The 24,384-nt window shown below is 69.3% G+C and carries 22 protein-coding genes, 1 rRNA gene and 1 riboswitch; of the genes, 16 read left to right on the top strand and 7 right to left on the bottom strand.

Annotated features, from left to right (window positions below; genetic code table 11):
• The 11 genes from rrf to ACWDZ7_RS08645 form a co-directional block, all read left to right on the top strand.
• A 5S ribosomal RNA gene (rrf, locus tag ACWDZ7_RS08595) occupies positions 1–94 on the top strand; the annotation flags it as partial.
• 159 nt (positions 95–253) lie between these two features.
• Complete coding sequence (locus tag ACWDZ7_RS08600) at positions 254–862, top strand: CDP-alcohol phosphatidyltransferase family protein (RefSeq protein ID WP_451795937.1); 609 nt, start codon at positions 254–256, stop codon at positions 860–862.
• Between the two features lie 111 nt (positions 863–973).
• A complete protein-coding gene (locus tag ACWDZ7_RS08605) occupies positions 974–3,469 on the top strand; it encodes a sugar phosphate nucleotidyltransferase (RefSeq protein WP_451795938.1) in 2,496 nt (831 codons plus the stop codon).
• 90 nt (positions 3,470–3,559) lie between these two features.
• The gene (locus ACWDZ7_RS08610) at positions 3,560–4,459 is read left to right on the top strand and encodes a DUF881 domain-containing protein (RefSeq protein WP_451795939.1); all 900 of its coding nucleotides are present in this window, start codon (positions 3,560–3,562) and stop codon (positions 4,457–4,459) included.
• A complete protein-coding gene (locus ACWDZ7_RS08615; RefSeq protein WP_030794354.1) occupies positions 4,456–4,788 on the top strand; it encodes a small basic family protein in 333 nt (110 codons plus the stop codon). Before ACWDZ7_RS08610 ends, ACWDZ7_RS08615 begins: the two co-directional genes overlap by 4 nt.
• A 5-nt stretch (positions 4,789–4,793) precedes the next feature.
• On the top strand, positions 4,794–5,621 hold the full coding sequence (locus ACWDZ7_RS08620) for a DUF881 domain-containing protein (RefSeq protein ID WP_451795940.1): 828 nt from the start codon (positions 4,794–4,796) through the stop codon (positions 5,619–5,621).
• Positions 5,622–5,703: 82 nt separating this feature from the next.
• Positions 5,704–6,672: an FHA domain-containing protein gene (locus tag ACWDZ7_RS08625; RefSeq protein WP_451796231.1), complete on the top strand. Its 969-nt coding sequence runs from the start codon at positions 5,704–5,706 to the stop codon at positions 6,670–6,672.
• 44 nt (positions 6,673–6,716) lie between these two features.
• Positions 6,717–7,460 (top strand): transcriptional regulator FtsR, encoded by a 744-nt coding sequence (ftsR, locus tag ACWDZ7_RS08630; RefSeq protein ID WP_451795941.1) that lies wholly within the window; start codon positions 6,717–6,719, stop codon positions 7,458–7,460.
• 130 nt (positions 7,461–7,590) lie between these two features.
• On the top strand, positions 7,591–8,064 hold the full coding sequence (locus ACWDZ7_RS08635) for a bifunctional nuclease family protein (RefSeq protein ID WP_067272821.1): 474 nt from the start codon (positions 7,591–7,593) through the stop codon (positions 8,062–8,064).
• A gap of 172 nt (positions 8,065–8,236) precedes the next feature.
• The gene (locus ACWDZ7_RS08640; protein WP_451795942.1) at positions 8,237–8,851 is read left to right on the top strand and encodes a MerR family transcriptional regulator; all 615 of its coding nucleotides are present in this window, start codon (positions 8,237–8,239) and stop codon (positions 8,849–8,851) included.
• 45 nt (positions 8,852–8,896) lie between these two features.
• The gene (locus ACWDZ7_RS08645) at positions 8,897–10,354 is read left to right on the top strand and encodes a DNA polymerase IV (protein WP_451795943.1); all 1,458 of its coding nucleotides are present in this window, start codon (positions 8,897–8,899) and stop codon (positions 10,352–10,354) included.
• Between the two features lie 181 nt (positions 10,355–10,535).
• On the opposite strand, the gene ACWDZ7_RS08650 is transcribed toward ACWDZ7_RS08645, so the two are convergent.
• Positions 10,536–10,913, bottom strand: coding sequence for a PRC-barrel domain-containing protein (locus ACWDZ7_RS08650; RefSeq protein ID WP_451795944.1), 378 nt, complete (start codon positions 10,911–10,913; stop codon positions 10,536–10,538).
• A gap of 143 nt (positions 10,914–11,056) precedes the next feature.
• Positions 11,057–11,155, top strand: a riboswitch (glycine riboswitch).
• Positions 11,156–11,356: 201 nt separating this feature from the next.
• Here ACWDZ7_RS08650 and gcvP point away from each other — a divergent pair.
• A complete protein-coding gene (gene gcvP, locus ACWDZ7_RS08655) occupies positions 11,357–14,245 on the top strand; it encodes an aminomethyl-transferring glycine dehydrogenase (RefSeq protein WP_451795945.1) in 2,889 nt (962 codons plus the stop codon).
• 142 nt (positions 14,246–14,387) lie between these two features.
• Here the strand turns inward: gcvP and ACWDZ7_RS08660 are convergent, their stop codons facing one another.
• Together ACWDZ7_RS08660 and ACWDZ7_RS08665 are read right to left on the bottom strand one after the other, a co-directional pair.
• Positions 14,388–14,594: a DUF5999 family protein gene (locus ACWDZ7_RS08660; protein WP_030794330.1), complete on the bottom strand. Its 207-nt coding sequence runs from the start codon at positions 14,592–14,594 to the stop codon at positions 14,388–14,390.
• Positions 14,595–14,906: 312 nt separating this feature from the next.
• Complete coding sequence (locus ACWDZ7_RS08665; RefSeq protein WP_451795946.1) at positions 14,907–15,506, bottom strand: hypothetical protein; 600 nt, start codon at positions 15,504–15,506, stop codon at positions 14,907–14,909.
• Positions 15,507–15,993: 487 nt separating this feature from the next.
• Between ACWDZ7_RS08665 and ACWDZ7_RS08670 the strand changes: the two genes are divergently transcribed.
• Positions 15,994–17,523 carry a glutamate--cysteine ligase gene (locus ACWDZ7_RS08670; RefSeq protein ID WP_451795947.1) on the top strand — a complete coding sequence of 510 codons (1,530 nt, stop codon included), beginning with the start codon at positions 15,994–15,996 and terminating at the stop codon, positions 17,521–17,523.
• Between the two features lie 43 nt (positions 17,524–17,566).
• Here ACWDZ7_RS08670 and ACWDZ7_RS08675 read toward each other — a convergent pair whose 3' ends face one another.
• Entirely contained in the window at positions 17,567–19,390 is a 1,824-nt protein-coding gene (locus tag ACWDZ7_RS08675; protein WP_451795948.1) for a substrate-binding domain-containing protein, read from the bottom strand.
• Between the two features lie 167 nt (positions 19,391–19,557).
• Here ACWDZ7_RS08675 and ACWDZ7_RS08680 point away from each other — a divergent pair, with 167 nt between their 5' ends.
• Positions 19,558–20,361, top strand: coding sequence for a CPBP family intramembrane glutamic endopeptidase (locus ACWDZ7_RS08680; RefSeq protein ID WP_451795949.1), 804 nt, complete (start codon positions 19,558–19,560; stop codon positions 20,359–20,361).
• Positions 20,362–20,449: 88 nt separating this feature from the next.
• Here the strand turns inward: ACWDZ7_RS08680 and ACWDZ7_RS08685 are convergent, their stop codons facing one another.
• On the bottom strand, positions 20,450–21,271 hold the full coding sequence (locus ACWDZ7_RS08685; protein ID WP_451795950.1) for a PhzF family phenazine biosynthesis protein: 822 nt from the start codon (positions 21,269–21,271) through the stop codon (positions 20,450–20,452).
• 243 nt (positions 21,272–21,514) lie between these two features.
• Between ACWDZ7_RS08685 and ACWDZ7_RS08690 the strand changes: the two genes are divergently transcribed.
• Positions 21,515–22,093 (top strand): PadR family transcriptional regulator, encoded by a 579-nt coding sequence (locus ACWDZ7_RS08690; RefSeq protein WP_451795951.1) that lies wholly within the window; start codon positions 21,515–21,517, stop codon positions 22,091–22,093.
• 154 nt (positions 22,094–22,247) lie between these two features.
• On the opposite strand, the gene ACWDZ7_RS08695 is transcribed toward ACWDZ7_RS08690, so the two are convergent.
• Positions 22,248–22,676: a type II toxin-antitoxin system Rv0910 family toxin gene (locus ACWDZ7_RS08695; protein WP_451795952.1), complete on the bottom strand. Its 429-nt coding sequence runs from the start codon at positions 22,674–22,676 to the stop codon at positions 22,248–22,250.
• 305 nt (positions 22,677–22,981) lie between these two features.
• Here ACWDZ7_RS08695 and ACWDZ7_RS08700 point away from each other — a divergent pair, with 305 nt between their 5' ends.
• Positions 22,982–23,836, top strand: a complete 855-nt coding sequence (locus tag ACWDZ7_RS08700) for a putative protein N(5)-glutamine methyltransferase (protein WP_451795953.1) — start codon at positions 22,982–22,984, stop codon at positions 23,834–23,836.
• 170 nt (positions 23,837–24,006) lie between these two features.
• On the opposite strand, the gene ACWDZ7_RS08705 is transcribed toward ACWDZ7_RS08700, so the two are convergent.
• On the bottom strand, positions 24,007–24,177 hold the full coding sequence (locus tag ACWDZ7_RS08705; RefSeq protein WP_451795954.1) for a hypothetical protein: 171 nt from the start codon (positions 24,175–24,177) through the stop codon (positions 24,007–24,009).
• Positions 24,178–24,384: the final 207 nt, after the last annotated feature.

Genomic DNA, 24,384 nt, shown 5'->3' on the forward strand with positions numbered 1-24,384 from the left:
AACGCCCGGTTACATTCCGAACCCGGAAGCTAAGCCTCATAGCGCCGATGGTACTGCAGGGGGGACCCTGTGGGAGAGTAGGACGCCGCCGAACTTCTTTTATAGCCGTGGCCCCTGGATTTAATTCCAGGGGCCACGGCTTTTTTGTTTTGCGGGGGTGGTATCCGGTCACGTCACCCCTCCGCACCGCCCTGCGTCGGCTGAGGGTAAGGTCAGGGGGCATCATTGGCTCTTTTCCACAGGAGGCTCCCGGGTGGAGGTCCAGGAGACGCGGGTCCAGACGGACCGTGTCCTCACCATCCCGAACATCCTCAGCATGGCGCGCCTCGCCGGCGTGCCCCTCTTCCTGTGGTTGATCCTCAGGCCGGAGTTCGGGGGGCCCAACAGCGACAAGTGGGCGCTGCTGGTACTCGCGCTCAGCGGTATCAGCGACTACCTCGACGGCAAGCTCGCCCGCCGCTGGAACCAGATCAGCAACCTCGGCAGGCTGCTCGACCCCGCGGCGGACCGGCTCTATATCCTCTCGACGCTGGCCGGCCTGACCTGGCGGGAGATTCTTCCGCTCTGGCTGACCGCGGTGCTTCTGCTGCGCGAGCTGGTCCTGCTCGTGATGGTCTGGATCCTCAGACGCCACGGCTATCCGCCGCCGCAGGTGAACTTCCTGGGCAAGGCCGCCACCTTCAACCTGATGTACGCCTTTCCACTACTGCTCTTGAGCGACGGAAGTGGCTGGCTTGCATCTATCGCTGCTATTTTCGGATGGGCGTTCGCCGGATGGGGTACAACGCTGTACTGGTGGGCAGGGATCCTGTATGTGGTTCAGGTCCGCCGACTTGTCAAGGCGGACAGCATGGCCGATTGAGCCTGCCGATTCGGCGGCCGTAGAGGCGCGAAGGCCCGTGTCATACATATGCGGGCCAACAAGGCAGGCTGAGTCGGCTAGATCGTCGTCTATAAGGAGGACGTTTCCGACATGAAGGCCGTCGTAATGGCCGGCGGTGAAGGCACCCGCCTTCGCCCCATGACCTCAAGCATGCCCAAGCCGCTCCTGCCTGTGGCCAACAGGCCGATCATGGAGCATGTGCTGCGCCTGCTCAAGAGGCATGGTCTGACCGAGACCGTGGTAACAGTGCAGTTCTTGGCGTCGCTCGTCAAGAACTACTTCGGCGACGGCGAAGAGCTCGGGATGGAGCTCACCTATGCCAACGAGGAGAAGCCGCTAGGCACCGCCGGAAGTGTGAAGAACGCCGAGGAAGCGCTGAAGGACGATGCGTTTCTCGTGATCTCCGGTGACGCGCTGACCGATTTCGACCTCACCGAGCTGATTAACTTCCACAAGGAAAAGGGCGCGCTTGTCACCGTCTGTCTGACGCGCGTACCGAACCCGCTGGAGTTCGGCATCACCATCGTCGACGAGGAAGGCAAGGTCGAGCGCTTCCTTGAGAAGCCGACCTGGGGGCAGGTCTTCTCCGACACGGTGAACACGGGCATCTATGTGATGGAGCCCGAGGTATTCGACTACGTCGAGGCGGATGTGCCGGTCGACTGGTCCGGCGATGTCTTCCCGCAGCTCATGAAGGAAGGCAAGCCCATCTACGGGTACGTCGCCGAGGGCTACTGGGAGGACGTCGGCACGCACGAGAGCTACGGCAAGGCGCAGGCCGACGTGCTGGAGGGCAAGGTCGACGTCGAGCTCGACGGTTTCGAGATCTCGCCCGGCGTGTGGGTCGCCGAGGGCGCGGAAGTGCACCCTGACGCCGTGCTGCGCGGGCCCCTCTACATCGGGGACTACGCCAAGGTCGAGGCGAACGTCGAGATCCGTGAGCACACCGTGGTGGGCTCGAACGTCGTGGTGAAGGACGGCGCTTTCCTGCACAAGGCCGTCGTGCACGACAACGTCTACATCGGCCAGCACAGCAACCTGCGGGGCTGTGTCGTCGGCAAGAACACTGACATCATGCGGGCCGCCCGCATCGAGGATGGTGCGGTCATCGGCGATGAGTGTCTCGTCGGCGAAGAATCGATCATCCAGGGCAATGTGCGGGTCTATCCGTTCAAGACGATCGAGGCGGGCGCGTTCGTCAATACGTCCGTCATCTGGGAGTCCCGCGGCCAGGCGCACTTGTTCGGGGCCCGTGGTGTGTCCGGGATCCTGAATGTGGAGATCACGCCGGAGCTCGCCGTGCGGCTTGCGGGGGCGTATGCGACGACCCTGAAGAAGGGTGCGACCGTCACCACCGCGCGTGACCACTCGCGAGGCGCCCGAGCGCTCAAGCGGGCGGTGATCTCGGCGCTGCAGGCCAGCGCCATCGACGTACGAGACCTGGAGAACGTGCCGCTGCCGGTCGCGCGGCAGCAGACGGCTCGCGGCAGCGCCGGCGGGATCATGATCCGGACGACGCCCGGGGTGCCGGACTCCGTCGACATCATGTTCTTCGACGGAGAGGGAGCGGACCTCTCCCAGGCGAGTCAGCGGAAGTTGGACCGGGTCTACGCGCGCCAGGAGTACCGGCGGGCCTTCCCCGGTGAGATCGGCGACCTGCACTTCCCGTCGAGCGTTTTCGACTCCTACACGGGGTCCCTGCTGCGGAATGTCGACACCACGGGGATCGCCGAGTCGGGGCTGAAGGTCGTCGTCGACGCGTCCAACGGAAGCGCCGGACTGGTGCTGCCGAGTCTGCTCGGGAAGCTCGGGGTGGACGCGCTGACGATCAATCCCGGGCTCGATGAGTCGCGGCCCACCGAGACCGCTGACACGCGCCGCTCCGGACTTGTGCGGCTCGGCGAGATCGTGGCGTCGGCACGGGCGGCCTTCGGGGTGCGGTTCGACCCGGTGGGCGAGCGGCTTTCGCTGGTGGACGAGAAGGGGCGGATCGTCGAGGACGACCGGGCCCTGCTGGTCATGCTCGACCTGGTGGCCGCCGAGCGGCGCAGCGGGCGGGTGGCGCTGCCGGTGACCACGACGCGCATCGCCGAGCAGGTCGCCGCGTACCACGGCACACAGGTGGACTGGACGACCACGTCGCCGGACGATCTGACGCGAGTGGGGCGCGGGGAGTCGACCATCTTCGGTGGCGACGGGCGTGGCGGGTTCATCGTGCCCGAGTTCAGCGGCGTATTCGACGGAACGGCCGCGTTCGTGCGGCTCATCGGGCTGGTGGCGCGTACTCAGCTCACCCTGAGCCAGATCGACGCGCGTATCCCGCGAGCCCATGTGCTGCGGCGCGATCTGGCGACGCCGTGGGCCGTCAAGGGGCTCGTGATGCGCAGCGTGGTGGAGGCGGCCGGGGAGCGGTCCGTGGACACCACCGACGGTGTGCGGGTCGTGGAGGCCGACGGGCGCTGGGTGCTCGTGCTGCCGGACCCGGCCGAGGCCGTCACCCATCTGTGGGCCGAGGGTCCCGATGACGCGTCCGCCCAGGCGCTGCTCGACGAGTGGGCCACGGTGGTGGACAGCGCCGGCCGCTGACCGTGTCCGGCGCGCCGGACAGTACCCACAACAGGTGCTGCCCGGCGCGCCGGTGGGGCCATTCGGAGGTAACGCCCGCGACGTGCGACGATGTGCGGCATGCCGCAGCAGCCCCCCGTTCGGAGCACCTCCTCCCGCCCCCGGCGTCCGGACGCGTCCATGTCGCTGCTCACCACCGTCATGGACCACAGCCTGGACGAGGGGTACGCGGAGGCGGCGGCCAGGAAGAAGGCCAGAGGGGACAGTGGTGTCCCTCGCCCGCTGCGGGCCAAACTGGGGCTCGCCGCTGGGCTCGTGCTCGCCGCGCTCGTCGTCACCGTGGGGGCCGCGCAAGCACGTATAGCGGCGCCGGTGCTCGCCAAGGAGCGCGAGGAGCTCATCGACCGCGTCGAAGAGGCGACGGCCGGCGCCGACAAGCTCGAGGACGACGTGGACGAGCTCCGCGACGACGTGGGCGAGCGGCAGCAGGCCGCGCTGAAGAAGCACGGCGGCAGCCAGGGCGAGTTGGTCGGTCTCCTCTCCGGTGCCACGGAAGTCCACGGGCCCGGCGTGAAGCTCGTGGTGGACGACAAGAAGGAAGCCGACCAGGGCGGTGGCGGGCCGCGCGAGAGCGCCGGGTTCTCCGACACCGGGCGGGTGCGCGACCGCGACATGCAGCGGGTCGTCAACGGCCTGTGGGAGTCCGGCGCCGAGGCGATCTCGATCAACGACCAGCGGCTCACGGCGCTGTCGGCGATCAGGGCCGCGGGTGAGGCGATACTGGTCGACAACCGGCCGCTGGTGCCGCCGTATACGGTGCTCGCGGTGGGGGACGGGAAACGCTTGAGCACCCGGTTCCAGAACAGCAGCGACGGTCGGTATCTGCATGCCCTGCAGGAGAACTTCGACATCCGGACCAGCATCTCCGTGTCGGAGGAGCTCCGGCTGCCCGCAGCGCCGAGTGTGACCGTACGTACAGCAGAGCCGAAAGCAGGAAAGGGCACATCTTGATCGCCGTACTGGGCCTCGTCGTGGGAGTCGTGGCCGGATTGTTGGTTCGGCCCGAGGTTCCGGCGGTGGTCGAGCCGTACCTTCCGATCGCCGTGGTCGCGGCTCTCGACGCCGTGTTCGGCGGGTTGCGCGCGATGCTCGACGGCATCTTCGACGACAAGGTCTTCGTGGTGTCGTTCCTGTCGAACGTGGTGGTGGCCGCGCTGATCGTGTTCCTCGGTGACAAGTTGGGCGTCGGCGCGCAGCTGTCCACGGGCGTCGTCGTGGTCCTCGGTATCCGGATCTTCTCCAACGCCGCCGCGATCCGACGGCACATCTTCAGGGCGTGACGCCGATGAGCGCTGACGAGACGCCCGAGTACCACCGCCGCAAGGAACTCCCCGAGGAGGTCCCGGCGGAGCCCGAGGCCGCCGCTCCACCGGCCTCCGGGAAGCCGGGGCTCACCGGCCGTCAGCGGCTGGTCAAGGGCCTGTGGCCGCCCCGGGTGACCCGGCCTCAACTCATCGTCGCCCTGCTGCTTTTCGTGCTGGGTCTCGGCCTTGCCATTCAGGTGCGGTCGAACAACGACAGCAGTGCGCTGCGTGGCGCGCGGCAAGAAGATCTCGTACGCATCCTCGATGAACTGGATGACCGTACTCAGCGTCTGGAAGAAGAGAAGCGGCGTCTCGAGGAGCAGCGGACCGGGCTGGAGAACAGCTCGGACCAGGCCGAAGAGGCGCGCAAGCAGACGGTCGAGCGGGAGCGGCAACTCGGCATCCTGGCGGGCACGGTGGCGGCCCAGGGGCCCGGCATCACGCTTGCCATCAAGGACAAGAAGGGGGCGATCGAGGCGGACATGCTGCTCGACGCTATTCAGGAGCTGCGCGCCGCCGGCGCCGAGGCCATCCAGATCAACGACGTACGCGTGGTGGCGAGCACCCATCTGTCGGACGCCGACGGCGGTGGCGTGAAGGTGGACGGCCGCAAGGTCGGCGAACCGTACCTCTTCAAGGTGATCGGTAAGCCGCAGGATCTGGAACCTGCGCTGAACATCCCCGGGGGTGTGGTGCAGACTCTGGAGAAGGAGCAGGCCACGGTCACCGTGACACGCTCGGAGAAGATCGTCGTGAGCGCCTTGCGACCCGCGAAGCGGCCTGACTACGCTCGGTCGTCCTCGCAGTGAGGGGCGGGCGCATGGAGGCGGCGAGGCGAGGGCATGAGGTTGCGGGGGGTCGGCGCACCGGAAGCGTGGTGCGTGGTGGAAACTGTTTGGTGGATACGGACGTTGTGAGGATGTCTGGTTCACCGATGAATGCCGGTGTGTGCAATCAGGGTTCGTCCTGCCCCACGGGCGGGTCTGTTTCGGTCAAGGGGAATCGCCCGTGAAGTTGTTTGCGAAGTTGTTCGGCAAGAGTGCACGTGAGGACAGCGGCAATCCCGCTACTGCCCGTCACCGTGCCCCACGCCATGGAGAGGCCGAGGAGCAGGGCGGCGAGCGCCCCATGTTCCGGGACCAGGTGGCTGGTCCAGGTGGTGACATTTCGGGCGGACAGGGCGCGTCGTCTGTTGACCCTGCCGGTCCCGGCCGCATAGGTTTCGGAGAACCGTCAACCTCAAGTACGGGTGGAGGGTTTACGCCCGGCCCGTACGCATCCAATGCCCCTGCAGGGCAGCCGCGGCAGGAGGACCCGTCCATGGCCCTGGTGTGTACGAGGTGCGGGAACCGCAACGCCGAGGCGAGCCGGTTCTGCTCCAACTGCGGTGCGCCGCTGCGTCCCGGAGCGGCGCCGGAGCGCGCGTCCGAGACGACCTCGACGATCTCGATCTCGGGCCTGGAGGCCTACGACGCGGAGACGACGGGTCAGACCCCGTCTCCCGCGCTCTCTCCGGAGGCGCAGGCGGCCGTCGACGCCCTGCCGCTCGGCTCGGCGCTCCTGGTCGTGCGTCGCGGGCCGAACTCGGGCAGTCGTTTCCTGCTCGACGGCGAGCTGACCACGGCGGGCCGTCACCCGCAGAGCGACATCTTCCTGGACGATGTGACGGTGTCGCGTCGCCACGTGGAGTTCCGCCGCGTCCAGGACGGTTCCTTCACCGTCGCCGACGTGGGCAGCCTGAACGGCACGTACGTCAATCGGGAGCGCATCGACTCCGTCGCGCTGTCGAACGGCGACGAGGTGCAGATCGGTAAGTACCGGCTGGTCTTCTACGCCAGCCAGCGCAGCGTCGGCATCTGACCCTCCCCCCGGACTCCGTCCGGGGGCACCCCCATGGAAGGTCCATGCTTCAAACACCGAGGGGCGGTGCCGGTACCGGCACCGCCGCCGCGGACCGTCGACTGATGAGCATCGGCACCGTGCTGAACATGCTGCGCGACGAGTTTCCCGAGGTCACGATCTCCAAGATTCGTTTCCTGGAGTCCGAGGGGCTCATCGAGCCGCAGCGCACGCCTTCCGGCTACCGGAAGTTCAGCCCGCAGGATGTCGAGCGGCTCGGTCACGTCCTGAGGATGCAGCGGGACCACTATCTGCCGCTCAAGGTCATCCGTGAGCACCTGGAGGCGCTGGAGCGCGGCGAGCGGGCTCCGCTGCCCTCTCCGGGGCGCCAGCGGGACGGCGGCGGTGTCGAGGGCCCGGGCGAACCCGAGGGGCCGACGGCGGCCCGTGTGGGCCGTGACGAGCTGCTGGCCGTCGCGGAGATCGACGAGGGGCAGCTCGCCGAGTGGGAGACGTACGGGCTGGTCGCGCAGCTGCCGGACGGCGGTTACGACGCGGAGGCCGTCACGGTCGCCTCCCTCGTCGTCGAACTCGGCCGGTTCGGAATCGAGCCACGCCATCTGCGGGCCATGAAGGCCGCCGCGGACCGGGAGGCCGGGCTCGTCGACCAGGTGGTCGCGCCGCTGCGGCGGCACCGCAATCCGCAGACCAGGGCCCATGCCGAGGCCCGTACCAGAGAGCTGGCGGGTCTCACCGGGAGGCTGCATTCGGCCCTCGTACAGACCGCGCTCGGGGTCAGACTGCCCTGATTCCGTCCCGATTCCTCCCTGATACCGCCCCGATTCAACGGGCATTCGGAGGGCACTCGCGGAGTCCCCGGCCGGTACTCGGCGGGTGCCCGACTACCCAAACCTGCCGGCCACGTCCTAGGGTTGCTGTGTGAACGAGCTCGACGTCGTAGGTGTCCGGGTCGAAATGCCCTCCAACCAGCCGATCGTGCTCCTGCGTGAAGTGGGAGGCGACCGGTACCTCCCCATCTGGATCGGTCCAGGTGAGGCGACCGCCATCGCTTTTGCACAGCAGGGCATGGCACCCGCACGGCCGCTGACCCACGACCTGTTCAAGGACGTGCTGGACGCGGTGGGCCAGGAGCTCTCGGAAGTGCGCATCACGGACCTGCGAGAAGGGGTCTTCTACGCCGAACTGGTCTTCGCCAGCGGGGTGGAGGTGAGCGCGCGGCCGTCCGACGCCATAGCGCTGGCGCTGCGCACCGGCACGCCGATCTACGGCAGTGACGGTGTTCTGGACGACGCCGGCATCGCGATCCCGGACGAGCAGGAGGACGAGGTGGAGAAGTTCCGCGAGTTCCTCGACCAGATCTCGCCCGAGGACTTCGGTACCAACAGCCAGTGAGCCGGCGCTCCCGGCGGCCCGCTTCGGACCATTCGGTTAGCCTTTCCCCGCGGCGAGGTGCGGGAAACCACTCTCAGGGTGATTATCACTCGGCGTGGCGAGTGTGGCGATCGTTGACGAGCCCCTGGTGACTGCCTACCGTCGTGCAGGCAGGTCAAGGACGGAGGTCGGCGTGAGAAGCAGCGGCGACGGTACGGCGGTGGGTGGTCCGTACCCGTTTCACGGCAGCGCGGCCGATCACTCTCCGAATCCGATGGCGGTCCAGGGGAGCGGGGACGCGACGTTCGAGAATTCCGAGCAGATCGGGTACCGCGGTCCGACTGCGTGCGCGGCCGCGGGCATCACATACCGGCAGCTCGACTACTGGGCCCGGACGGGCCTGGTCGAGCCCAGTGTGCGTGCCGCCGGTGGCTCCGGTACCCAGCGGCTCTACAGCTTCCGGGACGTCGTCGTCCTGAAGGTCGTCAAGCGGTTCCTGGACACCGGGGTATCGCTGCAGAACATCCGTACGACGGTCCAGCATCTGCGGGAGCGCGGGTTCCGTGATCTTGAGCGGATGACGCTGATGAGCGACGGGGCGACGGTCTACGAGTGCACGTCGTCCAGCGAGGTCCATGAGCTGCTCCAGGGCGGCCAGGGGATCTTCGGGATCGCCGTGGGTGTGGTGTGGCGTGACGTCGAGGCGGCGCTGTCCCAGCTGCACGGAGAGCGCGTCGACACCGGCGAGACGCTCGTCGGGCACAACCCCGCCGACGAGCTGGCCAGGCGGCGCAACAGGGCGGTCTGAGCCGTCGTCGGGGCATTGTCAGTGGCGTAGGGCAGCATCGGAGATGTGAGAAGCGCGCCGACGATTCTGCATCTGGACATGGATGCCTTTTACGCGTCCGCCGAGCAGGCCGCGAAGCCGAGTCTGCGCGGGAAGGCCGTCGTGGTGGGCGGCCTCGGGCCGCGGGGTGTCGTGGCCACCGCCAGCTATGAGGCGCGGCGGTTCGGTGTGCACTCGGCGATGCCGATGGGGCAGGCGCGGCGGCTGGCGCCGAACGCCGCGTATCTCGTCCCTCGCTTCGGGCTGTACCGCGAGGTCAGCGAGCAGGTGATGGCGTTGCTGCGGGAGCTGTCGCCGCTGGTGGAGCCGCTCAGTCTGGACGAGGCCTTCGTGGACCTGGAGGCGGGTGGTGTCGCCGACGACGAGGCGTCGGCCAGGGCGGTGGGGGAGCGGCTGCGGGTGGACATCAGGGCCGCGACCGGGCTGACGGGGTCGGTGGGGCTCGCTGTCTCCAAGATGGTGGCGAAGATCGCCTCGGAGGAGGCGAAGCCGGACGGGCTCGTGCTGATAGCGCCGGGGACGGAGCGGGCGCTGCTGGGGCCGATGTCGGTGCGTACGTTGCCCGGGGTGGGGCCGGCCACCGGGGACCACCTGCGGCGGGCCGGGATCACCACGGTCGAGGAGATCGCGGAGGCAGGGGAGGACGAGCTCGTACGGCTGCTCGGGAAGGCGCACGGGGTCTCCCTGTACGCGATGGCGCTGGCGCGCGACGAGCGGCCCGTGGTGGCGGAGCGGGACACGAAGTCGGTCAGCGTCGAGGACACGTACGACGTGGACATCCATGACCGGGTGCGGGTCAGGACGGAGGTCGCGCGGCTCGCGGACCGGTGTGTGCAGCGGCTGCGGGCTGCGGGGCACTCGGGGCGGACCATCGTCTTGAAGGTGCGGCGGTTCGATTTCTCGACGCTGACGCGGTCCGAGACGCTGCGGGGCCCCACGGACGACCCCGGGGTGGTGCGGGAGGCCGCAGCGCGGCTGCTGGAGTCCGTGGACACCACGGGAGGGGTGCGGCTGCTCGGGGTCGGGGTCACGGGGCTCGCCGACTACACGCAGGAGGACCTTTTCGCGCAGGCGCAAGCGCAGGCGCAAGCGCAGGCGCTGGCGCTGGCTGCGGAGGAGACCGGGGCCGAGGTGGACGAATCGGTGCCCGGGGAAGCGGTGCACGGGGAGCGGTCTGAGGTCGGCGAGAGCGCCGAGGAGCCGGTGCCGCCCCCGGAGCCGGAGCGGCGGTGGGCGGCCGGGCACGATGTGCGGCACACCGAGTACGGGCACGGCTGGGTGCAGGGGAGCGGCCTGGGCCGGGTCACCGTGCGCTTCGAGACACCGGGGTCGGAACCGGGCCGGGTGCGGACATTCAGAACGGACGACCCGAAGCTGACACCGGCCGATCCGTTGCCGCTGGTGGGGGTGCGGGGCGAGGGGGCGGTGGTGGCTACTGGGACGGGAGGCGTGGGTGCGGGGTAGTCGGTCCAGGTCGGCTCAGGAGGAAGGGTCGGCGGCGAGCGGGGGGCGGCTTCGGTGACGCTGTTTGAGGGCGGGTCTGGGCCGCCATCTGTCCGCGGGTGTGGAGTTCAGCGCGGGCTGGGTCTGCGACGCCTGCCCGTGGGGTGGTGTCAGGACTGGTCCTGGCGTGTCGGGTGTGGGGTCAGGAGGGGTCCGGGTCTGTTAGGGGGCCGAAGTTGTGGTCGGGGGGTGGGGGGTGGGGGAGCGTGGTGTCCAGGCCGTAGTGGTGGTAGAGCTGGAGCTCTTGGGCGGGAGAGAGATGGCGGCCCACGCCGAAGTCGGGGGCGTCCTTGATCAGGGCGCGGTCGAAGGGAATGCGGAGGGTGCCGTCGTCGACCAGTTCGCTCGGTTCGAGGGGGACGAAGGCGTCGCGGCTGAACAGGCCCGTGCGTATGGCGGCCCACTCCGGTGCGCCGGTGGCGTCGTCGAGATAGATCTCGTCGATCGTGCCGATCTTGGCCCCGTTCCGGTCGAACGCCTTGCGGCCGATCAGGTTGCGCGGATCGATGTCGGTCTGCACGGGCCCTCCAGCTGGTCGCGGGTCTCCGATGTGGGCATAACTCATCTTTGTCCGCTCGTACTCCCTACGTAAGAGCACTTCGGGGCAGGCGGCCACTCGAGGGAACGGCTGTGTTCCTCGCTGGTAGGCTGACGGATGGCTGCTGACCCCGTGCGGGAGAGCTCTCCGGGTCACGATTCCGGAGGCGCCGAAGGAGCAAATCCTCCCCGGAATCTCTCAGGCACCCGTACCGCATGGACGAGGTCACTCTGGAAAGCAGGGCGGGCGTACGGGCGGGCACGTTCGGATCCCTTCCTCACCGACGGTGAAAGTCGGACGACGTCTACGCAGGACGTAGGTGTCGCCCGGTGAAGCTCTCAGGTTGAGATGACAGAGGGGGAGGCCGTCCGGGTACCCACGCCGTGGTACCCCTCGTAGGTCGCGCAGACCAGGAGGCCTCCGCAATGACTGCCACCAATCGCATCCCGCTCTCCGAGCTCGAACAGGGCATCCCCTTCGAGCAGCGGCACATCGGGCCCGATGCGGAAGCGCGGGCCAAGATGCTCGCCCAGGTCGGATACGGCTCGCTCGACGAGCTCACGGCCGCCGCGGTGCCGGATGTGATCAAGAACGCCGAGGCGCTCAAGCTGCCGGGCGCCCGTACCGAGGCCGAGGTTCTCGCCGAGCTGCGCTCGCTCGCGGACCGTAACCAGGTTCTCGATTCGATGATCGGGCTCGGGTACTACGGGACGTTCACGCCGCCCGTCATTCTGCGGAACGTCATGGAGAGCCCCGCCTGGTACACCGCCTACACCCCGTACCAGCCCGAGATCTCGCAGGGACGCCTTGAGGCGCTGCTGAACTTCCAGACCATGGTCGCCGAGCTGACCGGTCTGCCCACCTCGGGGGCCTCGCTGCTCGACGAGGGCACCGCCGCCGCCGAGGCCATGGCGCTGTCGCGGCGCATGGGCAAGGTCAAGGACGGCGTTTTCGTCGTGGATGCCGATGTGCTGCCGCAGACCATCGCCGTCATCCAGACCCGTGTCGAGCCCACCGGCGTCGAGATCGTCGTCGCCGACCTGAGCGAGGGCATCCCGGCCGAGGTCGCCGAGCGCGGCGTCGTGGGCGTGCTGATGCAGTACCCCGGCGCCTCCGGCGTCGTACGCGACATAAAGCCGCTGATCGACCAGGCGCACGAGCTCGGTGCCGTCGTCACCGTCGCCGCCGACCTGCTCGCTCTGACGCTGCTCACCTCGCCCGGTGAGCTCGGCGCGGACATCGCGGTCGGGACGACGCAGCGCTTCGGTGTGCCGATGGGATTCGGCGGGCCGCACGCCGGTTACATGGCGGTGCGCGAGAAGTTCGCGCGCAGCCTGCCCGGGCGGCTCGTCGGTGTCTCCGTCGACGCCGACGGCAACAAGGCGTACCGGCTCGCGCTGCAGACCCGTGAGCAGCACATCCGCCGCGAGAAGGCCACGAGCAACATCTGTACCGCGCAGGTGCTGCTGGCGGTCATGGCCGGTATGTACGCCGTCTATCACGGTCCCGACGGGCTCAAGGCCATCGCGCGGCGCACCCACCGGTACGCGACGCTGCTCGCCGCGGGTCTGAAGGCCGGGGGCGTCGAGGTCGTCCACGAGGCGTACTTCGACACGCTGACCGTGCGCGTGCCCGGCAGGGCCGGCGAGCTGGTCTCGGCCGCCCGCGAAGGCGGCGTCAACATCCACAGGGTCGACGCCGACCACGTCTCACTCGCCTGCGACGAGACCACCACGCGCCAGCAACTTGCCGCCGTGTGGGGTGCCTTCGGGGTGGAGGCCGACATAGAGGCGCTCGACGCGTCCGTCTCCGACACGCTGCCCGAGGGTCTGCTGCGTACGGACGACTACCTCACGCACCCGGTCTTCCACCAGTACCGCTCCGAGACCTCGATGCTGCGCTACCTGCGCAGGCTGGCCGACCGCGACTACGCGCTCGACCGGGGCATGATCCCGCTGGGCTCCTGCACCATGAAGCTCAACGCGACCACCGAGATGGAGCCGGTCACCTGGCCCGAGTTCGGGCAGCTGCACCCCTTCGCGCCCGCCCAGCAGGCGCAGGGCTACCTCACCCTCATCCGTGAGCTGGAGGAGCGGCTGGCCGAGGTCACCGGGTACGACAAGGTCTCGCTGCAGCCCAACGCCGGGTCGCAGGGCGAGCTGGCCGGGCTGCTCGCCGTACGCGGGTACCACCGGGCCAACGGCGACGAGCAGCGCACCGTCTGCCTCATCCCGTCCTCCGCGCACGGGACGAACGCGGCGAGCGCCGTCATGGCCGGCATGAAGGTCGTCGTCGTGAAGACCGCCGATGACGGTGAGATCGACATAGAGGACCTGCGCGCCAAGATCGAGAAGTACCGCGACGAGCTGGCCGTGCTGATGATCACGTACCCCTCGACGCACGGTGTCTTCGAGGAGCACGTCGCCGACATCTGCGCCTCGGTGCACGAGGCCGGCGGTCAGGTGTACGTCGACGGCGCCAACCTCAACGCCCTGGTGGGGCTCGCCAAGCCGGGGCACTTCGGGGGCGACGTCTCGCACCTGAACCTGCACAAGACGTTCTGCATCCCGCACGGCGGCGGCGGCCCCGGCGTCGGCCCGGTCGGTGTGCGCGAGCACCTCGCGCCCTACCTGCCCAACCACCCGCTGCAGCCCGCCGCGGGCCCCGACACCGGTGTCGGTCCGATCTCCGCGGCGCCGTGGGGTTCCGCCGGGATCCTGCCGATCTCCTGGTCGTACGTACGTCTCATGGGCGGCGAGGGGCTCAAGCGGGCCACGCAGGTCGCGGTGCTCTCCGCCAACTACATCGCCAAGCGCCTGGAGCCGCACTACCCGGTGCTCTACACCGGTCCCGCCGGGCTCGTCGCGCACGAGTGCATCATCGACCTGCGGCCGCTCAGCAAGGCGACGGGCGTCAGCGTCGACGACATCGCCAAGCGGCTCATCGACTACGGCTTCCACGCGCCGACCATGTCGTTCCCCGTCGCGGGGACGCTGATGATCGAGCCGACGGAGAGCGAGGACCTGATCGAGATCGACCGGTTCTGCGAGGCGATGATCGCCATCCGCCGGGAGATCGAGAAGGTCGGCTCCGGCGAGTGGGCCGCCGACGACAACCCCCTGCGGAACGCGCCGCACACCGCGGCCGCGCTCGGCGGTGAGTGGGAGCACGGCTACAGCCGCGAGGAGGCCGTCTTCCCGGCCGGTGTCGCCGCGTCGGACAAGTACTGGCCGCCGGTTCGCCGTATCGACCAGGCGTACGGCGACCGGAACCTCGTCTGCTCCTGCCCGCCGCTGGATGCCTACGAGGACTGATGACGGCGCCCGTGTGGCACGGGCATGCGTCGGGGCCGGTTCGGAGAGTTCTCTCCGGGCCGGCCCCTCGGTCGTTCCGCTGTGCGGTTGTTCGGTGCTGCGTGGTGCTGGTCGTACGTCCGTGCGGGTGTGCCGGTGGTGATCAGGCGGCCGTCATGATCTGGTCGGTGCCCAGCGGTCGGTGCGGGGCGATGATCTGGCCGTCCGGCAGCAGCTCACCGGTGTCCTCGAAGAGCAGGACGCCGTTGCACAGCAGGCTCCAGCCCTGCTCCGGGTGGCTCGCCATGAGGAGCGCGGCCTCCCGGTCGGCGGAGTCGGCTGTCGGGCACGGTGGTTGGTGCTGGCACATGGAAGGGTTCTTTCGCTGCGGTGAGATGGCTGTGACGTCAGTCCTGTGGCTCGATGCGGTATGCATAACCGCCCCCCGTTGTAGTCGGTCCGGTCCCAGTGTTGCCCCACGGGCGTCAATCCGCAGGGATTTTGCTGCAGCGGTTCCTACTGCTTAATGACGTATCACCCGCCCGGACGGTTCAGCCCAACTCCAGTGTCTCTTCGGGGGGTTCGGTGTGGCCCGACTGGGCTAGTCCACCTGGGTGGGGGCAGCGCGATGCCCCGCCGCCAGGGGCGGCGGGGCACGTGCGACAAGAGGGGCGTGGCGACGTCAGGCGGGCGAGCCGAGCAGGGGCGACGGCGTCAGGCGATGGGCGAGGACCGGGAGCAACTCGGCGACACGGTGGGGACGGTGGGCCGCGATGCCGGGTGGGGCGGGCGCGAGGGGTACGAGCAGGTCGGTGGGGGAGAGAGGGGCCTCGGTGCCGTCGTCCGTGCAGTCGCGGTGCAGCCAGAGCGTGAGCATGTAGAGCTCGGGTACGGAGAGCAGCCGGGGCTGGCAGGGCATCGGCATGGCCTCGGCGTGCCGCAGGGCCCGTTCGGTGGAGGCGATGTAGGGGCCTTCGAAGAAGTGCGAGAAGGCCCAGCCGTCGGGGGTGAGCATCGTGTCCGCCGCGGCGAGGGCGCGCTCCCCGCAGCGGATCATGAAGCGCCAGCCGGCGAGGCGGGTGGGCGCGGCGCCCTCTGGAATGGTGCCCTCTGGAGTGGTGCGTCCCAACACGTGCACGGGCAACGGAAGTTCGGGGCTCACGGAACCCTGGGCGGCACGCAGGGACGGGGTGCGCGCCTCGCGTACGGCTGTGGGGGAACCGAGTGCCGCGAGAACGCTGCGCAGGGCGGGGGCGGGGGCAGGGAGGACGTGCAGCGGCATGGTGGGTCGCCTCTCTCATTCGACAGGCACGGTGGAGCGGGGGCAGGTGCGTGACGGCGCTGTCAGCTCTGGGTCAGAGGGGCGGGGGCCGGGGGACCGCGAGCGCCAACTCTCTGCCTAGAGTGCGGAGTTTATACGAGCCGTGTTCAAAGCATGTTTCATCTAGACGCGGTCGATATTGCGGGCAAGGCGTTATCAGGTCGTCTTTACGAGGGTTTTATCACGATTTCACATGGGCGTCACTTCGGTGACCTCGTATTCCACGGGCCGAGCGGTCGGCCGATTCCCGTCGGTGCTTTTGACCAGGTCCTTCGGAAGGGAATCTTCACCGTGCCGCATGCCCGGCGAATGTGCCTGGCGGCAACGGTACCGAGCGTACTGTCCGGTGGGCCGCCGCGGGGCGTTATCGATCACATTGCCTGGGCATCATCCCCCGTACACAGCAGCGGCCGGATCCTTGGCTGCCCATTCGAGGAGGGACACTTCGATGGGTGAGAAGGTCGTGGCGGGCGCGTTCGACCTGTCCGATCGGCACCAGTACCGCAGGAAGCTCCGGGAGTGCCTCGCGGGGCTGGATCGGCTGTTGGAGGAGGAGCGGTTCGATCGGCCCAGGAATCTGATGGGCATGGAGATCGAGCTGAATCTCGCCGGGCCCGACGGACTGCCGAGAATGTTGAATGCGCAGGTTCTGGAGCGCATCGCGAGCCGGGATTTCCAGACGGAACTCGGAATGTTCAATCTGGAAGTGAACATTGCCCCGCACCGGCTCGGCGGACGCGTTCTCGACCGGCTCGCCGAAGAAGTACGCACCGGTCTCAACTATGCCCATAGAAAAGCGAACGAGCTGGACGCGGGCATCGTCATGATCGGCATACTCCCGACGCTGAACAAAGCCGATCTGGTCTCCGCGAACCTCTCCGACGTGGACCGCTACGCCCTTCTGAACGAGCAGATCGTGGCGGCGCGCGGTGAGCGTTTCGCCCTCGATATCCAAGGCGTGGAGCGGCTGACCTGCACATCGACGTCGATAGCGCCCGAAGCGGCGTGCACGTCCGTGCAGTTGCACCTCCAGGTCACCCCGGGCCGGTTCGCCGATGTGTGGAACGCGGCGCAGGCCATCGCCGCGGCACAGATCGCCGTGGGCGCCAACGCGCCGTTCCTGTTCGGCCGTGAGCTGTGGCGCGAGTCGCGGCCGCCGCTCTTCCTCCAGTCCACCGATACGCGACCGCCCGAACTGCAGGTCCAGGGGGTGCGGCCGCGGACCTGGTTCGGCGAGCGGTGGATCACCGGGCCGCTGGAGCTCTTCGAGGAGAACCTGCGGTACTTCCCCGCGCTGCTGCCCCTGATGGACGCGGAGGACCCACTGGACGTCCTCGACGCGGACGGCGTGCCGAGGCTCGGCGAACTCGTCCTGCACAACGGCACCGTGTACCGCTGGAACCGCCCGGTGTACGGCATCGCCGACGGCGTCCCGCATCTGCGCGTCGAGAACCGCGTACTGCCCGCCGGGCCCACCGTCACCGATGTCATCGCCAACGTCGCGTTCTACTACGGGCTCGTGCGGGCGCTCGCCGAGGAGGCCCGGCCCGTGTGGACCCGGCTGTCCTTCGAGGCCGCCGCCCAGAACTTCGACGCGGCGTGCCGCCACGGCATCGACGCCCGGCTGCGGTGGCCGCGGCGCGGCAGGCTCGGCGGCACCGTCGAGCTGCCGGCCGTCGACCTCGTACGCGATGAACTGCTGCCGCTCGCGGCCTCCGGGCTCGACGCGTGGGGTGTGGAGCGCGCCGACCGGGAGCTGTACCTCGGAGTGATCGAGGAGCGGTGCCGGCGGCGGGTCAACGGCGCGTCGTGGCAGGCGGCGACGTACCACCGTGCCCTGGAGGGCGGGCTCACCAGGGAGGCGGCACTGGCCGCGACCACCCAGCGCTACTGCCGGCTGATGCATGAGGGCGAGCCGGTGCACATGTGGCCGGTGGGGCATTTCGCACCGGCGGTGCCGACGACGCCGGCCGGCTGAGGCCGCGGGCGGGCAGGGCCAGGCGTGGCCCTGTCGGCCGGGGTCAGCCCTGGCTGCTGCCGGCCTCCATGATGGCCTTGAGGATGACCGCGTGGATCTGCGCCGGGTCGTCGACCTGGTGGCCGGAGCCGCCGGTGGCCGCGGCGATCTGCTGGACCTCGTCCTTGTCCGCGTCGGGACCGACGGCGATCGCGATGATCGGCACCGGCTGCTCGCGTTCGGAGAGGTCCTCCAGCTGTGCGATGAGGGAGCTGCGCGAGATGCTCCCGGGGTCCTGGTTGACGCCGTCGGTCAGGATCACGAGGGCGTTGAACTTGCCGCTCGCATACGTCGACCTGGCTTCCTTGTAGGCGGCGAGCGTGGTGTCGTACAGGCCGGTGGCGCCGCCCGGCACGGGCTGCAGACCGCTGAACGCCTTCGAGAGCCTGTCGCGGTGGGTCGCGCCGCCCTCGCGGTCGCCGAGCCGTTCGGTCGGCTGCAGCTTGCGGTAGTCGCGGGGGCCGTCGAGCCGGGTGGCGAACTCCCACAGGCCGATCTCGTCCTTGTCCGTGAACCCCGCGAGGGCCCTGAGCAGCGAGCCCTTGGTGACCTCCATACGGGACTGGGCGCGGCCGGGCACCAGTTGGCGCATGGACTCCGAGGCGTCGACGACCGTGCTGAGGCGGGCGCTCTGCACGGTGATCGTCCACATGCCGAGGGTCTCCTGGATCTGCTTGTCGGAGGGCGGCTCGGTGGCCTCGCCCGCGTACGGCTGCGGGGTGCGGCCTCCGGCGGCGGTGACGAGCTTGTCGGATGGCTGGTCGGGGTCGGTCCTGAACCCGTGCTCCGCCAGGATCCTCCGGCCGTCCTCGTCGCTGAACATCGTCATGAAGCGCAGCGCCGCGCGGCTCGTGTCGGTGGACATCTTGTCGTCCGCGACCAGCGTGTACGGGTAGTCGAGCTGGGGCGAGCCGTCCTTGGGGTAGAAGAGGTCGAGGCGGCGCTCCTGGCCCACCGACGCGTTGTGCGTGAACGATGCCTGCTCGGAGAGGATCAGCGCCTGGTTGGGGCGGGGGGCGTCCTTTCCGACGCCCTTTCCGGCTTTGGTGCCTCCCGTGCCTTCGGTGCCATTGGCGGTGCTTGATTCGTCGTAGGCCAGGGTGTCCAGGAGCTGGCCGTCGCTGTCGGAGGTGCGTGTGGACAGCGCCTTGGCCATGGCGGCGGCCTGGGTCTCACCGTCCTTTCCGCCCTGCTTCTTCGCGGACGCGCCCAGCTTGGCGAGCGCGAGCAGACCGGTCGCGCTGCGCGCCGGGTCGGCGGCGCCGAGGCGCGGTTTGCCGTCCTTCATGGTGGCCGCGGTCAACTCCGGCCAGTCGTACGTCTTTCTGGGCCAGCCCAACGACTCGGCGGCGGGCGGCAGCATGGCGATGCCGACCGGTGACGAGGCGATGTTGCCCGCGGGGGAGACCTTCGTCTGCTTGGTGCCGAGGCTGACGCGCCGCACCCACAGGTCGGAGTCGGGGACCCATGCGTCGTACTCCGAACCGTCTTTGCCTGCCCGGAGTTCGTCGGCGACCTTGTACGAGTCGCGGGCGGTGACGCGTACGTCGATGCAGTGCCCGTCCGAGGTGATCTCCTTCTCGCGGGCGTCGTCGGCGGCGGCGCGCAGGGCGGGGGTCACATCGGGAGCGGCGACGACGTCCAGACGTACGGCGTCGTCGTCGCAGGAGCCGCCGAGGGAGAGCACTCCGCTGCGGACCGCCGCCGCCGCGCCTCCCGCGACCACGAGAACGAGAGCCGCGGCGATGGCGACCGTGCGGCCACGGGCGCGCGGCCGGGGGTCGGGCGCGCCCGTCCCGTGCTCATCGGGCAAGCTGTGACGTCCCATGGCGGTGGTGCCCCTCCTTGAGTGATGAAGCAAGGAAAGAGGGGGCGGTACGCCCGGAACCGGCGGCCTTCCCCCTCGGCCTGTCGCACACGATTTTCGTAACTTCTTTCGAGACCCTAGCGGGACGAGGATGGGGATGAGGCGGGATTACTCAACTGGAGGCGTCAGTGCAAGCGGAGCCGGGGCCGATGGCCGGTTCTTTCCCCACGGACAAGCTGTCGCGGCGAACGCTGCGGGACGAGACGCTGCTCGTCCTTGCCCTCTCGCTGGGGGCGAGCGGCGTGTCCGCGCTGATCAGCTTTGTCGGGTCGGTCACCAGACCGGGCGGTCTGAAGGACCAGGCGGCCACGATGAACGCGTCGGCGGCGCCGGGGCGGCCATGGCTTGATCTCGCGTGGCAATTGTTCGGGATCACCAGCGCGTTGGTGCCGGTCGCGCTCGTCGCGCACCTTCTGCTGAGGGAGGGGGCGGGCTTCCGGACGATCGGGTTCGACCGGGCGCGGCCATGGCCGGACCTGGGGCGCGGCACGGTTGTCGCCGCGGTGATCGGCGGTACCGGGATCGCCTTCTACCTCGCGGCCCGAGGTCTCGGCTTCAACCTGACGGTGGTGCCGGAGGCGCTGCCGGACGTGTGGTGGAAGTACCCGGTCCTCGTGCTGTCCGCGGTGCAGAACGCGGTCCTGGAGGAAGTGATCGTCGTCGGCTTTCTGCTGCGCAGGCTCGGGCAGTTGGGGTGGACGCCGATGGCCGCGCTGGTGGGCAGTTCGGTGCTGCGCGGCTCGTACCACCTGTATCAGGGCATCGGCGGGTTCGTCGGGAACCTGGCCATGGGTGTGGTCTTCGCGCTGCTCTACCGCAGGTGGGGGCGGGTCGGGCCGCTGGTCGTGGCCCATTCGCTGCTGGATGTCGGGGCGTTCGTCGGATACGCGCTGCTCGCGGGGAAGGTGGGGTGGCTGCCTACGCCTGCGTGAGGTGGCGTGGGGCGACTCGGGGCGTGGCTGTGGGGACGTACGGATTTCTCGTACGTCCCCACAGTGCTGTACGCGGACGGGGCCGCCGTCAGGCGAAGAGCTCGCCCTCGATGACCGTGACCGCGCTGCCCGTCAGGAGGGTGCGCTCGCCGCGCAGCTCCGTGCGGACCAGGCCGGTGCGGGGCGAGGCCTGAAGTCCTGTCACCTCCGCGCGGCCGAGGCGCTCGGCCCAGAAGGGGGCGAGGGCCGTGTGGGCGCTGCCCGTCACGGGGTCCTCGTCGATGCCGACGCGGGGGAAGAAGCAGCGCGAGACGAAGTCGTAGCCGCCGGAGGGGTCTTCGGCTCGGGCCGTGGCGATGATGCCGCGCTTGGAGTGGCGTACGAGGCCCTTGTGGTCCGGGGTGAGCGCCCGCACCGTCTTCTCGTCGGCCAGCTCGACCAGCAGGTCACCGATGTGCCGGCCCGTGTCGTACGCCGCGAGCGGCTCGGCGCCGAGGGCTTCGCCGACGCCGTCGGGCACGTCGGCCGCGGTGAGCGGGGCGGTCGGGAAGTCGAGGGTGAGGGTGCCGTCCTCGTGAGCGGTCGCCGTGAGGATGCCGCCGCGTGTGGCGAAGCTTACCGGGCCGGTGGCGGCGCCGGTGGTGTGCAGGACGTGAGCGGCGGCCAAAGTGGCGTGGCCGCACAGGTCCACCTCGGTGGCCGGTGTGAACCAGCGCAGGGCCCAGTCCGCCTCGCCGCCCTCGGGGAGACGGTGGGCGAACGCGGTCTCGGCGTGGTTGACCTCCCTGGCCACGTGCTGCAGCCAGGTGTCGTCGGGGAAGGCGTCGAGGAGCAGGACCCCGGCCGGATTGCCGGCGAAGGGGCGGTCGGTGAAGGCGTCGACGATGCGGATGCGGTGGGAAGTCGGCATAGGGCTGACGGTAGAGGGCCGCGGAGCGGTCGCGGTAAGGCCAATTGCGAGTGAGTGGACTGGGGGGTGGCCTGCGGGGTGGTGGCGCGCGGGGTGATGGGCTGCGGAGATTGTGCCTTGCTGGGACAAGGGCGCCCGGCCTTGCGAAAGGTGTTGCCATGCGATGTCTTCCGATATATCGTTGAAGCATCGCGATAGAGACGCGATTGATCGACGATCGGATAGAAAGAAGGAGTGATCGTCATGCGTTCCCATGGTTTTCAACACGAGCACGGAGGCGGCCGTCGCGGTGCGTTCGGCCCGTTCGGCCCTGGCTTCGGTGGGCCCGGTGGCCCCGGAGGTCCCTGGGGTGGCCGCGGCGGACGGGGTGGCCCGCGGGGCAGGGCGCGGCGCGGCGATGTGCGCGCGTCGATCCTGGCCCTCCTTCAGGACCGGCCCATGCACGGCTACGAGATGATCCAGGAGATCGCCGAGCGCAGCGGCGGGGCGTGGAAGCCCAGCCCCGGTTCGGTCTACCCGACCCTCCAGCTCCTGGAGGACGAGGGCCTGATCAGCAGTGCGAGCGAAGGCGGCAAGAAGCTCTTCTCGCTCACCGACGCCGGCCGTGAGGCGGCCGACGAAGGGCCCGACGCCCCTTGGGAAGAGGCCGGGCGCGGCGTCGACTGGGACACGGTGAACGAGATCCGGCAGGCCGGTTTCGGCCTGATGGAGGCGTTCGGCCAGGTCTGGAAGACCGGCAGCAAGGAGCAGCGCGAGAAGGCGGTCTCCGTCATCAACGACGCCCGCAAGAAGTTGTATCTGATTCTCGCCGATGAGGACTGACAGGACTGACAGGACGGAGAGGACTGAGGTGGTGGAGGTCGGTGACGGCCCCCATCATGAATGAGGCGCCCCCCACCTACGCGTGCGGGGCGCCTCGTTCGTCTGTGGAGGGGGTGGGGGGTGTTGTGGTGTTGTGGGTTCTCGGGCTCGCGCCTCAGGACACCAGGGCGGCCAGCTTGCGCAGCGACTCGTTCAGCGCGGCCGTCGCCGAGTCCTTCAGTTTGCCCGCCATCAGGGAGACGGCGGCGCCGGTGAACTCCCCGTCGATGCGGACCAGCGTCCCGCCGCTGTCGGGGGTGAGGGTGTAGCGGGTGCGGACGTTGACGCCCATCGGGCCTTTGCCGGCGATGGCCAGCGTGCGGGCGGTGACCAGCTCTTCGATGGTCCAGTCGACCTCGGCGGGGAAGCCCATCAGTTTCATGTTCTCCATGAAAGTGCCGCCCACCTCCAGTGAGGCCGGGCCGCCCTTGGGGAAGCTGGTGTGGGTGGCGTTCCACTCGCCGTACGAGGAGAAGTCGGTGAGCTGGGCCCAGACCTTCTCGGCGGGCGCCTCCATCCGTGCTTCCGCGCTGACTTCGGCCATGCGAGCCACCCTTCCGTCGGGCGCTGCGACAGCCGCAGCTACGGTGTCGCGGAACGTAGCCGCAGAGCCGGGAACATACAAGGCTGATGGGCCGTCAGGTCGCGGTCCGAGCCGTCTGACCCCGTTGTTCGTCAGGGAAGTGGGGTAGTGTTCCCCCTGCTCTGTGACGGACGCAGGCGACGCGCCTTGGAGGTGAGACCCATTACCGCAGTAGCAGGTCGGGTGCTCCCTCTTCGCGACCGCGCGGTTCACCCGGCATAGGTGATCCGAGGGACCCCATCGGGATCCCGGAAGGTTTTCTTCACATGTCGGTTTCGTCTTTCTCCACCTCTGAGTCGTCCTCCACCTCTGGGGTGTCCTCCGCCTCAGAGTGCTACCCCTCCTCGCATCGCTCCTCCGTGGTCACGGCGTTGCGCGCCGCGGGCTGCGTCTTCGCCGAGGACGAGGCGGAGTTGATCCTCTCCACCGCGCGCACCCCCGCCGAAGTCGCAGCCATGGTGGAGCGCCGGGCGGGCGGGCTGCCGCTCGAACACGTCGTCGGCTGGGCCGAGTTCCGCGGTCTGCGGATAGCCGTCGACCCGGGGGTCTTCGTGCCGCGCCGCCGCACCGAATTCCTCGTCGCCCAGGCCGCCGCGCTCGCGGGACGCGAAGCCGTCGTCGTCGACCTGTGCTGCGGATCGGGCGCCCTCGGCGCCGCGCTCGCCGCGGGGCTCGACCGGGTCGAGCTGCACGCCGCCGACATCGACCCGGCGGCCGTCCGCTGCGCCCGCCGCAATGTCGCCGCCGCCGGTGGTGAGGTGTACGAGGGCGACCTCTACGACCCCCTGCCCGGCCTCCTCCGCGGCCGCGTCGGCGTCCTGCTCGCCAACGTCCCCTACGTCCCCACCGATGAAGTCGGCCTGCTGCCCGCCGAAGCCCGCGTCCACGAGGCGCGGGTGGCGCTCGACGGCGGCAGCGACGGGCTCGACGTGCTGCGCCGCGTGACCGCGGGCGCGCCGGGGTGGCTGGCGCCCGGCGGTCATCTGCTGTTCGAGACGAGTGAAGGACAGGTGCCCGCCGCCGTCGACGCCGTCGAGCGGGCCGGTATGGCGGCGCGGGTCGTCGAGGACGAGGAGCTGTACGCCACGGTCGTCATCGGCACGCGTCCGTGGAGGTCTTGAACGGGGAGGTCTTGGGTGGGGAGGGCGCGGGCGGGGAGGTCTTGGGCGGGGAGGGCGCAGGCAAGGAGGGCGCTGACGGGAAGGGCCTGGCGGGGAGGTCGTGGACGGGGAAGGCGCGAGGACGAGTGACGTGGGGCGCGTGAGGCAGAGCGCCTGCCGGGCGGCGCAGGTCAGCCGACGCGTCGTATGACCGCCGCGTCGAAGAGGTCCGACGCCCTCGGGAACGGGCTCTCGTCGTGACAGTGCCAGGCGTCCCAGAACAGATCGGCGGGCAGCGCGTCGTCGGGTGCGTACACCCGATACACGTACTGCCTGCCGTCGACCGCGGGCAGGGCGACCATCCAGCACCTGCTCTCCACGCACCTGGTCTCAACGCACGTGCTCTCCATGCAAGTGAGACGTGTGACGCCGCCCCTTGGTTGTCCTGCGTACGCGAGGCAAGGCGGCGCGCGCCCATGGGGGAGCCGATCAGTCGGATCTCATCCGTAAGGAGGACAACCAACGCGGGCGTGCCCACCCTGTGTCGGACGCGAAGATGCTTCCCGCCG

This window comes from Streptomyces sp. NPDC003032 (assembly GCF_053591415.1).